9 protein-coding genes are annotated in these 13,931 nt (G+C 43.7%); 5 read left to right on the top strand and 4 right to left on the bottom strand.

Features of this window, described 5'->3' with window-relative positions:
* Nucleotides 1–135: 135 nt before the first annotated feature.
* Genes ACZ45G_RS25620 through ACZ45G_RS25600 form a run of 5 tightly spaced genes read left to right on the top strand, consistent with a single transcriptional unit; the run spans nucleotide 136 to nucleotide 6,798 of the window.
* A complete protein-coding gene (locus ACZ45G_RS25620; RefSeq protein WP_464173418.1) occupies nucleotides 136–1,158 on the top strand; it encodes a MarR family winged helix-turn-helix transcriptional regulator in 1,023 nt (340 codons plus the stop codon).
* Nucleotides 1,159–1,215: 57 nt separating this feature from the next.
* On the top strand, nucleotides 1,216–3,249 hold the full coding sequence (locus ACZ45G_RS25615) for a urocanate hydratase (protein WP_464173417.1): 2,034 nt from the start codon (nucleotides 1,216–1,218) through the stop codon (nucleotides 3,247–3,249).
* Nucleotides 3,250–3,269: 20 nt separating this feature from the next.
* Complete coding sequence (gene hutI / locus ACZ45G_RS25610) at nucleotides 3,270–4,523, top strand: imidazolonepropionase (RefSeq protein ID WP_464173416.1); 1,254 nt, start codon at nucleotides 3,270–3,272, stop codon at nucleotides 4,521–4,523.
* Nucleotides 4,524–4,579: 56 nt separating this feature from the next.
* The gene (ftcD, locus tag ACZ45G_RS25605; RefSeq protein WP_464173415.1) at nucleotides 4,580–6,196 is read left to right on the top strand and encodes a glutamate formimidoyltransferase; all 1,617 of its coding nucleotides are present in this window, start codon (nucleotides 4,580–4,582) and stop codon (nucleotides 6,194–6,196) included.
* A 17-nt stretch (nucleotides 6,197–6,213) separates the two neighbouring features.
* Nucleotides 6,214–6,798, top strand: coding sequence for a HutD/Ves family protein (locus ACZ45G_RS25600; RefSeq protein WP_464173414.1), 585 nt, complete (start codon nucleotides 6,214–6,216; stop codon nucleotides 6,796–6,798).
* Nucleotides 6,799–6,832: 34 nt separating this feature from the next.
* On the opposite strand, the gene ACZ45G_RS25595 is transcribed toward ACZ45G_RS25600, so the two are convergent.
* Genes ACZ45G_RS25595 through ACZ45G_RS25580 form a run of 4 tightly spaced genes read right to left on the bottom strand, consistent with a single transcriptional unit; the run spans nucleotide 6,833 to nucleotide 13,728 of the window.
* Entirely contained in the window at nucleotides 6,833–7,147 is a 315-nt protein-coding gene (locus ACZ45G_RS25595) for a PilZ domain-containing protein (protein WP_464180017.1), read from the bottom strand.
* 46 nt (nucleotides 7,148–7,193) lie between these two features.
* Nucleotides 7,194–10,748 (bottom strand): hypothetical protein, encoded by a 3,555-nt coding sequence (locus ACZ45G_RS25590; RefSeq protein ID WP_464173413.1) that lies wholly within the window; start codon nucleotides 10,746–10,748, stop codon nucleotides 7,194–7,196.
* 21 nt (nucleotides 10,749–10,769) lie between these two features.
* Nucleotides 10,770–12,098, bottom strand: coding sequence for a hypothetical protein (locus ACZ45G_RS25585; protein WP_464173412.1), 1,329 nt, complete (start codon nucleotides 12,096–12,098; stop codon nucleotides 10,770–10,772).
* Nucleotides 12,099–12,120: 22 nt separating this feature from the next.
* Nucleotides 12,121–13,728 (bottom strand): hypothetical protein, encoded by a 1,608-nt coding sequence (locus ACZ45G_RS25580; RefSeq protein ID WP_464173411.1) that lies wholly within the window; start codon nucleotides 13,726–13,728, stop codon nucleotides 12,121–12,123.
* Between the last annotated feature and the right edge of the window lie 203 nt (nucleotides 13,729–13,931).

Below are 13,931 nucleotides of genomic sequence, written 5' to 3'. Positions count from 1 at the left end.
TTGAATGAAAAGTTCTTAAAATCAGGCGCTTAGTTTGATTTTTTTCAAAACTTAAAAACAACTTGACTAAAATAGGTTTTGGTTTTATAGGTTATTATGTAAGTACTTATATAATTAATTAACTAAAGGGTTAATGTGTCTGTTTATAAAAAAACAGGGGCCTTGTTTCTCGGCACCCGGTTAAAAAGATTGAGTGATAAATTTTTTACAGATCTTTCAGAGATTTATAAAGCAGAAAATATCAGTTTTGAAATCTCCTGGTTCCCGGTTTTTTATCTGCTTGACAGCCAACATGAAGTAACAATTTCATACATTGCCAGGCAGTTAGAAATTACCCATTCAGGTGCCAGTCAGATGGTGACATCCCTGAAGAAAAAGGGGCTTGTTCAGATATCGAAGGTCTGTGAAGATAAACGTATTAAAACCGTGACTCTCACGGCCCAGGGAAGGGGAAAACTGGCCCAAATCAAGCCGATATGGAATGCACTCCAGGAAAGTATGGTGGATATGGATCGGGTCGATCCTGATGGGCCTAAAATTCTTGGGCTTTTGGATGACCTGGAAGAGGGGATGGCAGGCATCAACCTGGTCGGCCTGGTTCAAAAGAAGCTGAGCTTGAATCAGTTTTTAGAAAAAATTGAGATCATTGAATACACAGATGAGTTTCATGAATCTTTTATGGCGCTGGTTTTGGGCTGGATTTCAGAAAATCCAGAGGCAATGCCTGAAAATATCAACTGGATCAATCATACCCGACAGGCGGTTCTTGAAAACCAGGATACCGTTGTTTTTTTGGCGGTCCATAAGGGAGTTATGATCGGCGCCTGCGTTGCAAACATGAATCCGGGAAAGGACCCTGAAAATCATGATTCGGAATCATTCCTGTCGGAATTAAGCCGGTCTGAACTAACCCGGTCGGAATTAACACTGATGGTTGATAAAATCCGGGGTTCTGACAATATCGTCCAGGTGTTATTGGGCAAGATGGTCCATGAACTGGAAAAAAGAAGGGTGACTTGCATCAATTCCAAAATAGACATTAATAATTCTGGCCTTTTAAAAAGGTTTCAGAAAAATAAATTTAAACTCATGGAAATTAAGAAAAACGGGTCCGGGAAAAATACCTGTATGCGGCTATCCCGAATACTGGTTTCTTAAATTTCATACCCAAATCATATGCCCAAATCATATAAAAGATAAGGAGAAATAAACAGGATGAAAAATATTGATATTTCAAATGCAATGACCGTTAAAATGGATGATATTTTTACACAGTTTCCCCCCATGCCGGATTTTGAAGAAGGGATCAGAAGAGCGCCAAAACGGCCCATGACCCTTAACAAAGGTGAAGTCCAGCTGGCCCTTAAAAATGCCTTGCGTTACCTGCCCGAAGCCTGGCACGAAAAAATGGCGCCTGAGTTTCTCGACGAACTTTTAACCTATGGCAGGATCTATGGGTATCGATTCAGACCTGTGGGCCGTATTTTTGGCAAGCCGATTGACCAATACCAGGGAAACTGTGTTGAAGGCAAAGCCTTCCAGGTGATGATAGAAAACAACCTGGACTTTGAAATCGGGCTGTATCCCTATGAAATGGTGACCTATGGTGAAACTGGCCAGGTATGCCAGAACTGGATGCAATATCTTCTCATTAAAAAATATCTTGAAAACCTCACCCAGGACCAGACCCTTGTGGTAGAATCCGGACACCCCCTGGGCCTTTTTAAATCTTCTCCCATATCTCCCCGGACCATTATTACCAACGCGCTGATGGTCGGGCTTTTTGATGACCAGGAAAACTGGGAACGGGCCATGTCCCTGGGGGTTGCCAATTATGGACAGATGACAGCCGGTGGATGGATGTATATCGGTCCCCAGGGGATTGTACATGGCACCTATGGTACGCTTTTAAATGCAGCCAGGCTTGAGCTGGGGGTTCCTGAAGATGGAGATCTTACCGGAAAACTGTTTGTCACATCAGGCCTTGGCGGCATGAGCGGTGCCCAGGGAAAGGCCATCGAGATTGCCAATGGGGTTGGCATTATCGCAGAAGTGGACGAATCCAGAATTAATACCCGGTATGACCAGGGCTGGGTCAGCATGGTTACAAAGGACCCGGGTGAAACATTTGCCGCAGCAAAAAAGGCAATGGATGAAAAAAAAGCCCTTGCCATTGCCTTCCACGGAAACGTGGTGGATCTGCTGGAATATGCCGTAAACAATGATATTCATATTGAGCTGTTATCGGATCAGACATCGTGCCATGTGGCCCATGGCGGTGGATATTGTCCCCAGGGCCTGACCTTTGAACAGCGGACCGCCATGCTTACGGATGATCCTGAAAAATTTATTGAATTGGTGGACGCCACCCTTGTTCATCACTATAAACTTATCAAAACCCTTGTGGACAAAGGGACTTACTTTTTTGATTACGGCAATGCATTCATGCGCTCTGTCTTTGATGCAGGGGTGAGTGAAATATGTAAAAACGGGGAAAATACCCTGGACGGTTTTATCTTTCCCTCCTATGTTGAAGATATCATGGGGCCCTTGATGTTTGATTATGGGTACGGCCCCTTTAGATGGGTATGTCTCAGCGGCAAGCAAGAAGATCTGCTGAAGACGGATAAGGCTGCCATGGACTGTATCGATCCGGACAGAAGACCCCAGGACCGGGACAATTATAATTGGATCAGGGATGCCCATAAGAATAAGCTTGTTGTGGGAACCCAGGCAAGAATTTTGTACCAGGATGCCATGGGCCGGGTGAACATTGCCCTTAAATTCAACGATTTGGTGCGAAAAGGCGAGATAGGTCCCGTGATGCTGGGCCGGGATCACCACGATACCGGTGGAACAGACTCCCCCTTCAGGGAAACGGCAAACATCAAGGACGGCAGTAATATCATGGCGGACATGGCGGTTCAGTGCTTTGCCGGAAACTGTGCCAGGGGTATGAGTCTTGTGGCCCTTCACAATGGCGGCGGTGTCGGCATTGGCAAGGCTATCAACGGCGGGTTCGGTCTGGTCCTTGACGGAAGCTCACGCATAGACGATATCATAAGACGGGCCATTCTCTGGGATGTAATGGGCGGTGTCGCAAGACGTTCCTGGGCACGGAACGAAAATTCCATGGAAACCTGTGTGGAGTTCAATGAGATGTGCAAAGGGGAAGCCCATATTACCATCCCCTACCTTACCGATGAGACCATGATCCAGGCGCTGGTGGATGAAAAATTAAAAAAATAAAAAATGCCGGGAGAAATAAAATGAGTGGAAATCTAATTATAAAAAATGCTTCCCAGGTGGTTACCTGCAGCGGATTTAAGGCAAAGCAGGGAAAGAAGATGTCAGATCTTGGCATCATCGAAGAGGGTGCCGTGATCATCCAGGACGGTATCATCCAGGACGTGGGTAAATCCAGCGAAATTCTCAAGGATTTCAATACCGAAGGGTTTGAAGTGATTGACGCCAAAAACAAGGCGGTTTTGCCCGGGTTTGTGGATTCCCACACCCATTTTGTCTTTGGGGGGTACCGGCCGGATGAGTTTGCCTGGCGGCTGCGCGGTGACAGTTACATGGATATCATGAACCGGGGCGGTGGCATTGCAAATTCGGTCAATGCCACGAGGGATGCTTCAAAATTATCCCTTGTGGACTCAGGGTTAAAGCGACTGGATTCCATGCTGGCCTTTGGGGTGACAACCGTTGAGGGCAAGAGCGGTTACGGCCTGGAGCGTGATACGGAGATAAAACAGCTGGAGGTGATGAAAGAGCTGGAAAAAAAACATCCCATGGATATCGTATCCACCTTTCTGGGTGCCCATGCAACCCCTCCCCAATTCAAGGGAAAAGAGGACGACTTCATTGATCACATCATTGATATGCTGCCTGAAGTGGTTGAAAAAAAGCTGGCGGAATTCTGTGATGTTTTTTGTGAGAAAAATGTTTTTTCCCTGGAGCAGTCGAGACGATTGCTTTTACGGGCAAAAGAACTGGGGCTGGGTGCCAAGATCCATGCAGACGAAATCGTGCAGTTAGGCGGTGCAGAGCTTGCTGCCGAAGTGGGGGCTGTTTCAGCCGATCATCTTCTACAGGCATCTGACCTGGGCATAAAGAATATGGCAGAAAAAGGGGTTGTGGCAACCCTTTTGCCGGGCACGGCATTTAGTTTAAAAGAGTCCTATGCCAGGGGACGATTTATGATTGACCAGGGGTGCGCGGTTGCCCTGGCAACGGATTTTAACCCGGGCTCCTGTTTTTCAGAGTCCATTCCCCTGGTTTTTGCCCTGGCAACCTTGTACATGAACCTGAGTCCTGAAGAAGCCATAACAGCGCTGACCATCAACGGGGCTGCGGCCGTCAACCGGGCCCAAAGTATTGGGAGTATTGACCAGGGAAAGCTGGGAGATCTGGTTATTCTTGAATTCCCTTCCTACCGGTTTATTCCCTACCATGTGGGGGTCAATACCGTGGAAACGGTCATCAAGAAAGGGAAGATCGTTTTTTCAAAAGAGAAATAAAACAACTATTTTTTGTAACCATGAATAGTGTGAATTGAAATATTGGAATAAAAAAAATGAAAAAAATAATCGAGTGTGTGCCCAATTTTTCCGAAGGGCGGGATGAGGCAATCATTAATGCCATTGCAGATGCCATCCGTGATACCGACGGGTGTACCCTATTGGATGTGGACCCGGGCAAATCCACCCACCGAACAGTTTATACCTTTGTGGGGGATGAGAAAACCATTATTGAAGGGGCGCTTGCAGGTGCAAGGGTGGCAAAAGAAAAGATAGATATGGCCCGTCACCATGGGGAACATCCCCGTTTTGGTGCCATGGATGTCTGTCCCTTTATCCCGGTGGCCAATGTGACCATGGAAGAGTGTGTCCAGGTTGCCAAGGAATTTGCCAGACGGGCTGCAGAAGAACTTGAAGTTCCCTTTTTCCTCTATGAGGAAGCAGCAAAACAGGAATTCCGGCGCAAGCTTCCCGATGTCCGCAAAGGGGAGTACGAGGGACTGGAAAATAGGTTAAAGGATCCCCGTTGGAAGCCAGATTTCGGCCCGGCCAGGTTTGTACCTTCCTGGGGCGCAACCGCTACGGGGGCAAGGATGTTTCTCATTGCCTATAATGTGAATATCCTGGGAACAGCCAACCAGGCCCACCGCATTGCCCTGAACCTGAGGGAAGCGGGCCGGGGGGAGGACGAGCCCGGAAGACTCAAAGATGTTAAGGGAATGGGCTGGTTTGTGGATGAATATAACATGGCCCAGGTATCGGTTAATCTCAATAATTATAACGTGACCCCCATTCATCGGCTTTTTGAAGAGGTCAAAGTGGAAGCGGCCAAACTCAATATTGCCGTGGCAGGTTCTGAGATCGTGGGCATCGTCCCCCTGGAATCCCTTGTCATGGCGGCTGATTATTATATTGAAAAAGAAGGGCTTTTTATCTACGAAGAAGAGCAGAAGGTGCGGCTGGCAATCGAGCGCATGGGACTCAATTCCGTGGCACCTTTTATCCCCAAGGACAAAATCATCGAATATATCGTGGCGGAACCGCCGGAAGAACCCCTGGCATCCATGAGCCTGCGGGGGTTTATCCAGGAGATCGCCGCCCGCACATCCGCTCCCGGAGGCGGGTCTGCCTCTGCTGCTATGGCAGCCATGGGAGTAGGACTTGGGTCCATGGTGGCCAAGCTCACCCAGGGCGTGAGAAAATTTGAAGCTGTGGAATCCCATATGCAGAAAAGCATCCCGGTTCTTCATGAATTGACCCGAGAGCTGATCCCCATGATTGATGCGGACACCTCTGCCTTTAACGAATACATGGAGGGCCTGAGACTGCCAGAGGGCACCGAGGCAGAAAAGCAGGTGCGAACGGCGAAAATGCAGGCCGGCCTTAAGGCAGCTATCCAGATCCCTCTGACCACCATGCGTCTGGGGGACAGGGCATGGGAGGCCCTGTGCGAGGTGGCCAAATATGAGAACCCTGCATCCAAATCAGATGTCCAGGTGGGGGCAAAAGCCCTTGAAACCGGTATCTGGGGGGCATTTCAAAATGTCCTTATCAACATGAAAGATATTCAAGACCCGGTTTTTCGGGATGAAACCATGGCCGAAGCCACGGCCATTGAAACGCGCTCCAGGCAAATGTGCGCCAGGGTGCTTGAAATACTGGAAACCGTTTAAGTTTAAAGGACACGTCAATGGCTCTGGAATATCAAATTATCCCGCCAGAAAATTTTAAGGACATTTCCTGGAAAAACGGCCAGGGGACCACCCGTGAACTTCGGGTCTGCCATGGAGACGTGGGTGAAGGATTCCTCTGGAGAATTAGTCGGGCCCAGGTCACCTGCAATGGACCCTTTTCCGATTTTTCAGGATATGATCGGATATTGGTCCTGTTGGCAGGCAAGGGCATGGATCTTTTTCACCAGGAGAGCGAAGGCTGTCATTTATGCCGGGCATTTGATTTGGTAGGATTTTCCGGAGATTGGAAAACCCGTGCTTTTTTAAAGGACGGGCCTGTTGAAGATTTTAATATCATGACAAAACAGGGCCATTGCACGGCAAAGGTGACGGTATTCAACTCCTTTGGAGAAAACGAACTGGCTGTTGATGCCCGGCATTTGCTGGTATATGCCCCCTACCATGAAACCCTTATGGAGGGTCCTGATGGCGAAATTGTTTTGCTACCCCCGGGCCATTTGTTTGATCTCAAGGGGCCGGTATCATTGCCATGGAAAATAAAGGGGGAGGGTGTGATCTGCATCCAGATTCGTTTTTCCTGATGTGTTTGCCCCAAAATAAGACTGGGTACGAAGGTTATTCTGTCGTTAAAATTTCCAGGCCGATTCTCTTTTTGTTCTTGTCCTGCCAGATCACACGTCCGGCCAATTTAACCGGTTCAGGTTCGGGGATAGAGGAAAAAAGGAACCCCTGTTTTGGAAAACACAGCATTTCCACGATAGCGTAAATTTCCACTTCGGGCAGGGAATCAGCCTCAATGGTTACCCCCTCAACACTGATGCTTTTCGTCACCCCAATGTGCCAGGACCTCTGATGGGTTGCGGCATTTTTGCATTTGATCGACACGGGGATCTCGATATCATGCCGTGGAAATTTTCGCTGTGTGAAAATTTTATAAGCTCTCTTTTATGAGTTCAGAATGCGCATTGATTTAAAATCATTGCCTGTACCAAAATCTTCCACTTAATGTTCTATTAATTTTAGGGATATCATTTTCAAATATGATTTCTTCAGATACAGAAGATTTTTCAATCCGGGTGATGTCCATATCAAAATTTTGGCCTGATATGGTGACTTCATAGCTAGCAACAAATACATCTTTAGATTTCTTGCTCACATTTAAATTTGAAATAGAATATTCAATAGAATCATATACTGAAAACATATTTCTAAAATTATCTTCTAAATCTGTCAACGTGGTCTCATCACCTGAATCCCAATTTTGGGAAAGGAAATCAACCAATTGGTATTCATCCATCTGTTCATAGGCTGCTTTAAAATCCGCATATAAAGTTTTAATTTTTTGTATAATTTCTTCTTCTATTCCTTCATATTTTCTAAATAGATCTGCAAAATTCGTGTCATATGATTTCAGAGAAGAGCTGAACCCCGAATCTTCGGCTATTTTATCATTAAAATATTTTGTTCTTAAATCCCAGTATTTTTGATAAAGGGTATCAATTGTTTGTTTTTTGATTTCTGTTGAATGATATACGCTATTAACCTCTGATTTAATTGTTTCAAATTCTTTTTTGTATTCGGCAAGGCGTTTTTTTGATTCTTCGGCCTGGAATTTATCGCTTCTTTCTTTTTGGAACAGATGGCTTTTCTTAAGCCTGATCTCTTGGATTTTTTTTCTAAGTTTTATAAATCTTTGACCCAGTTCAAAATCTTTAAAATCATCTGTATACAATTTCTTCCAGACCCCCATTGTATTTTGCCACTCAAGTTCATAGTTACTTTTCTTTTTGTCCGACTCAGTTTTTTCAGGGAAAGACAATATACTGGGAAACAATAGTGCAATTTCTTTTAATTTTTTTGTAAAGTCAAGATCTTCAGCCGACATTCCTGCGAGAAGTTTTTCAGTGTTTTTAATATCGCTTTCCCAAACCGGCGTACTGCCTATAATAAAATTTTCCTCTTTGGCAATAGTATAATTTGCACCGTTAAATTGAGCGTCTAAAAATTGTTTTAAATTTGGCATAGAAGTATTTATGAGTGTATAAACTCTAAGATTCTCGAGATCTGTTTTGGCTCTAACCAGTTTTTGATTTGTGCTGAAATCTTTTTGTGTCGCAAAATGAGAAAAAGGCTCGTTTACTATTGCATAACCTGTATCATGGTCTTTTTTGAAGCCAAAAACATAGGTTCCTGATCTGTTATCAAGATAAATTGTTTCTTCCTGCTTTTGTTTTTCAAACCAGGCGTTCCATTGTCTTTCCATGAGTTCAAGATATTCAATATCTTTGCTTCTATTGTTTATATTGGTCTGGGCAAGTTGAATAAAGCTGTTTGCAGCGCTTTTAATAGATTCCGGACGGATGCCGTTTAATTGTTTTTTTACGGAATTAAGTTCCGCGTTGTAATCCAGTTTTTGATACCCAAAATCATTATACAATTCAATGGTCTGGGCTTCCAGTCGTGGGAACTCTGCCCATGTTTTTTTAACTTCCTGCGCGGCATATACCTGGGCATCCACGACATTAAGGGCGTTTATCCGTTTTTCAAGTTGGTACAATGGCGTTTGAATTACATTTTTTTTGCCTCTGATTAAATAGCCAACACTTTGAAGGCCTATTCTTGAAGGTTCATAGATCTTGCCAATGGCGATGTATGTATTCTCTGTCAAATATTTATTATAGTTTTTTAGGTAGCTGTGAATATAAATCTTCCATGCGCTTTCTTGTATCCTACGAAGTTGACTGATATTTCCTTCAACGGTGGCCCCCACTTGAGCTTTTTTGTGGCTGTAAATATCCAACATCGCATTTGCAGTCGTCAGATCATCTGAGTATTTCAGATTTCTTACGCTCGCCACTGCACCTAAAGAGGCATTTGTTTTGTCCCTTGCTTTTTTCCAGTATTTGTCCCGCGCATATACAAGTGTTCCTTCATAGCCCCTATAGTCCCAGCTGGTGTTTTTCGGTACAATACGCTTGGCCGAATCAGGGGAAGGTTTAATTGTTTCTGCGGCGAAAAGCTCTTTTTGAGCTGCCATACCGGCTTGATTAAAGAAGTTATTTGTTTGAGCCTGCCATTTATCTAATATTCGTGTTGCCTCCTGAATATCATTATCGGAAAGAGCAGTTTTAATCTCGTTAAAAGGCGCCTTGGGAATTCCGGCAAGCGCTCCCCTGTACTCAGGAATTACATTACTAAAATAGGACAGCATGAATTGTTCATATTGTACTCTCTTGGGATCTACATCGTAAGATTTACGCCAACCGTAAATTTTAGTTTCCGGAGCCGATAGCTCTGATATCATCTCATCTTCTGAGGATCTTGTTTCTTTGTCAATTTCGTTGATAAAGGTTAAACACATAGTCTGTAGCTTTTCAAAATTATCCTGCATGGTAAAGTCGTTTATTATAAGCGATCGCACTGAATATTTATGACACTGCTCAGCAATACTAAATAATTGTTTTCTTATTGACAGTTTTCCTTTGATTTGTGCTGGTTTTAATTGTTGATAGTTCGTTGTCAGCTTTGTTGTTTGGGTTTTGAATTTTGTAAGGTATTCGGGAAATTTATCTTTTTCTTTTTTAATCCGGTTCATATTGGCAAAATAAGCCATTGCAGCATCTAAGTTTTTGAAGGTCTTTCCAATTTTGGCATAAAAAACTTTGAATTGCTCTCTTTTCTGATAGGCTCTTGTTTGGGCCCATTGAAGTCGAACCTGTTTGTTTAAATCTTCTATAAGTTCTTTTATCCACCGCCTTGAATTATTTTCAAATTCTTTGAGTTCTTGAAGTTCATGTTCGGCTTTTTCTGCATCAGAGGTAAACGTTACAGCGGCCCATATTTTTGAACTGGTCGAGATTTCCGGGAAATCTTCTCCCAGTTTATTTTTAACATATGTTTTAACCAGGGCTCTGGTTGACGCATTTACAATCAGATATTTATTGAAAAAATAGGTTGTCGTCTCTGAATTCACCGGGATGAGATCCGGTGCGTCACCATTATTTGTACCCACAAGACGTCTATCTTTATTTACGATTCCATACAGGGTTTCAATATCAAGGGCTGCTTTTGAGCTTTGAACCAGTTTGTGGGATTCATAGGTTAATTTTACAGCTTCCCACAAGGCATTGACAACCGGATGATTAATCAATCCGATTGCTGTATCAACGCCGGCGATAGCGGCGTCATCATATTCACCGCTGCCAAGTTTACTTGCAATCTCAGCCACTTTATCCAGGACCAGTTTTACTTTTAGAACATCATCTTTAAACTTTGGAAAAGCATCAGGATCACCATTTATAAGAAACTCTTCACCCTTTCCCATGACATCCCAGAGCACATCATACCCTAAAAGTTTTTCTGCCGCTTCTTTACCGTTTTTTTTCTCTGCTGTATATGTGGCAAAGTTCATGCCGTAAGTCGCCACTTTGGTAAATTCTGAAGAATTTGTCAGCAAGGAGCCTGCAAAAGCTGTAAGGGCGTTTTGAAGAACTATCGCTGTTATGAATAGTGAAGCTGTGAATCGTTTCATAGTTTTAAACCTAGCTGACCATCAATTGAATGTACGTGAGCCACTGGAATCATATTTGTAATTAAACGACACGCTGAAACTGTCCATGCCCAGATCAACCAGACTGGTTACTTTTAAGACGCCATAGGTGGCATTGGGTAATTTAACCGCAATTGCCTCCCCGAAATTTAATGCCGCAGAATCGCGATAGCCGGTCTCGGGAACTGTTATCCCGTCAATGCTGACGCTGCCTAAGTTTTTTAGAACCGTACCGTTGTTACCAAATAACGAGAGCATTTCCTTGTAAAACTCACTGTTATTGATCAATGTTGTTTTAGTGTCATTGGTAAAATTAAAGCCATCTGCCGTGGTACAAGGGGGAGAGCAGCTGATCAGCAGGGTGAATGATCCTGAGGTAGTATTGCTTGAAAAGCTAGAAAAAGAATTTCCGCCCTCAATGATTTCAATGGCCTCTGGGAACGGTTTTTGCTGCACATCACCATACTCGTTTACCAGCAGGATGGGATCATTTGTCCCTGAGTTTATGGTGCCTGTGGCAACATTGGAGGCATCACTGAGGCCAAACAGCAAGGGGTTTTTAATCCGGACCAGCTTGGGAATATCATTTTCCATGGTAAAGACAAATTCAGTGGCGCCATGGTCAGACAGCATCTCTCCTGATTTTGTTGAAATCACGGATCGGTTGTAGTTCAAGGAGACATATATACGGCTCCCACTGCCGGAAACAATCGTGTTGACCAGATATTGGATCTGGATATGATCAAAGGTGTTGAAATCTTTTCGGACAGCCGTGTCCAGAAGGGTCTCATCACTTTCGAAACTCGGACTGACATACCGCATGAATCGAGATGGATCCTGTTCCTGGTAGGCTTCAAATAATTTATCCAAAGATTTTCTGACCAGGTCTGAAACATCTGTATCGCTGACCTTTAGTTTTTTGTAGGTGGCATCCACATCATTGGTTTTTCCTGTGGTATCAATGATCTTGACAAAAATTTCATAGGGATTGTTAATTTCAGGGGCAAATGCAAACTGAAAAGATCCATTCCGGGATAAATTGGCTTTCTGCCAGGTCTCTTTATTATCCAATGTCACCTGGACAGAGCCGATTTGTCCATTGGAAGCACTTGCCTTGCCTTTGATGATCAGATTTCCGTCGATCAGGTTACCTTTAAAAATGGTGATGTCAGGATCAACCGAGCTGTCAAAGGAAACCTTGTTTAAGTACATATAATGGATTCGAACCCCTTCATCACTTTTGCCGAAGATCCACCATTTGGCCTGGCAGGTCCCAGACAGGCCGGCAATAAAACTTAGTAATATGACCAATATGACAGATAATTTTTTCATGGGTGCTCCTTGTTTTTTTAAATTATTTTATGCTGAGCGGAAAATTGATGCCAAAAGAAAGGCTTTTTTCAACAAAATTCCGGGTGGCTGTTGTAAAACTGTAATCATTTATAGCCCCTATCAGCGAGAAGGTGCTTCGTGTTAAATATTTTGAAAACTGCGGTTTGTAGTATATGCTAGCCCGTGCAAACCATTTGTCTGAATTGTCCTGGCCATAGGAATGTAATTTGTTCTGGCCAAAGGTGAACTTTGAATAGATCTTTTTTTTGGGAATATCCAGTCCCACTCCGACTGAATACTGCAGCACCTGGTTGGTTTCATTGATTAACTGATTTTCATAAAAAAAAGTACCTGCTGACAGCATGGGTTTTATGACAAAATCGCCTCGCTTATGCCGGGAGTTAAAGGTTGTATTGGCTGTATAATCCATTTGATCCCGTGTGGCATTGTTTGTATCAAAACTGTTAATACCAAGGCTGGTTGAATTTTCTAAAATTCCATACCGGTCGCTGTGGGTCAAGGTGAGATATTGATTTAAAGTGGTAAGATCATTTCCGGTTTTCTTTTCAAATTTATAGGACAGACTCGATCTTGCATACCGTCTGCCAAAAAGTTTTCTTATTGTAATGCTTGCAAAGGGCTGCCAGTTCTGGGTCGATTGTGGTGAGCTATCGATATAGTTTTTGAGCCATAAAAATTTTAGATCCGTGGTAATATTTTTAGTGTATTTATATCTCCAGCTGGAATTGACCCGTTCCTGATTTGAAATGGCAGATCCTGTGAGGGTTTTAAATTTTGGACTGATCCGTTCATATTTTAAAACCACCCGGCTGGGGTGACCATCCCCTATGATCTCAAGTTTTTGCGCGTTACCCGTATAGTCATCTGAAGGCGTTCCGCTGGAATCATTTTCCGAGGTGTCTGAAAACGCACTTTCTGCATTGATGGTCAGGCCGGGGATAGGCTTGTATTTTGCATCGATGGCATAGACCGTGGTATTAAAAAGGGTATCATCTATGTTTACAGGCTTGGAATCGTCACTGTGAACCACTGAGAAGCCGGCGGTAAAAACAGGATTGAAATCATGGGTAATGTTTGCACCATACACCTGCCTTTTGAGGGCGACAAGGTCATACCCGTCCCAGAGATTTTCCCATCTGGGATAGGCCACGCCGTAGACAAACGAGACATTGGGCAAATTGTCCGTCTCATTGTAATATTTATAGGAGGTGCCTTTGAGTGCGGAATCCAGGGAGAACTGTGAATAGGATTCAAAGACATCTCCTGCTGTCACCTGGTGGTCTTGATAGGTAAAATGGCCCTTCAGGGAAGTCAATGCAAATTCGGCCGTGTCATACCGTTTGTCATTTGTTGTCCGGCCTCCCAGGTTAAAAATGTATTTAAAATCGTCCTTATTCCCCCTGGAATAGAGATTGAGCGATTCGATATAGGTCGTCCCATCTGTCAGGGAGGAAGCGGAACGTCCCGGTCCTGACACATCATTAAAATTTACCTTTGTATCATTGATCAATCTGAATTCGTTTTGGTCACCTGTTTCTGCAAATCCGGTTTGGGCACAGATCAAGAAGAATAAACACAACAGGCAGATTCGGTTTGTTTTGAAGTTCATCACTTTTTTAACCCTCATTATTAAAGTTTCATTGCCATTACTATGAAGATCGCAAATAGTGTGCCTGGGACATATAAAAAATTAAAATGGATCTAAATCAGTAGGTTAGATCATGGGCGCTGCTTAAAAGACATCAATTGTGACTAAAAATCGGTGCATATGCACCACCGGGGTCCGGTGCATATGCACCGGAAATTGTTTTT

The sequence above is a fragment of the Desulfoconvexum algidum genome (genome assembly GCF_055382125.1).
This window is presented reverse-complemented; position numbering and strand designations above follow the sequence as displayed.

What these genes read in the sequence shown, in the direction of transcription:
- ACZ45G_RS25580 (WP_464173411.1), bottom strand. Translation starts at nt 13,728, where the DNA reads ATGAACTTCAAAACAAACCGAATCTGCCTGTTGTGTTTATTCTTCTTG.
- ACZ45G_RS25590 (WP_464173413.1), bottom strand. Translation starts at nt 10,748, where the DNA reads ATGAAACGATTCACAGCTTCACTATTCATAACAGCGATAGTTCTTCAA.
- ACZ45G_RS25600 (WP_464173414.1), top strand. Translation starts at nt 6,214, where the DNA reads ATGGCTCTGGAATATCAAATTATCCCGCCAGAAAATTTTAAGGACATT.
- hutI (WP_464173416.1), top strand. Translation starts at nt 3,270, where the DNA reads ATGAGTGGAAATCTAATTATAAAAAATGCTTCCCAGGTGGTTACCTGC.
- ACZ45G_RS25585 (WP_464173412.1), bottom strand. Translation starts at nt 12,098, where the DNA reads ATGAAAAAATTATCTGTCATATTGGTCATATTACTAAGTTTTATTGCC.
- ACZ45G_RS25615 (WP_464173417.1), top strand. Translation starts at nt 1,216, where the DNA reads ATGAAAAATATTGATATTTCAAATGCAATGACCGTTAAAATGGATGAT.
- ftcD (WP_464173415.1), top strand. Translation starts at nt 4,580, where the DNA reads ATGAAAAAAATAATCGAGTGTGTGCCCAATTTTTCCGAAGGGCGGGAT.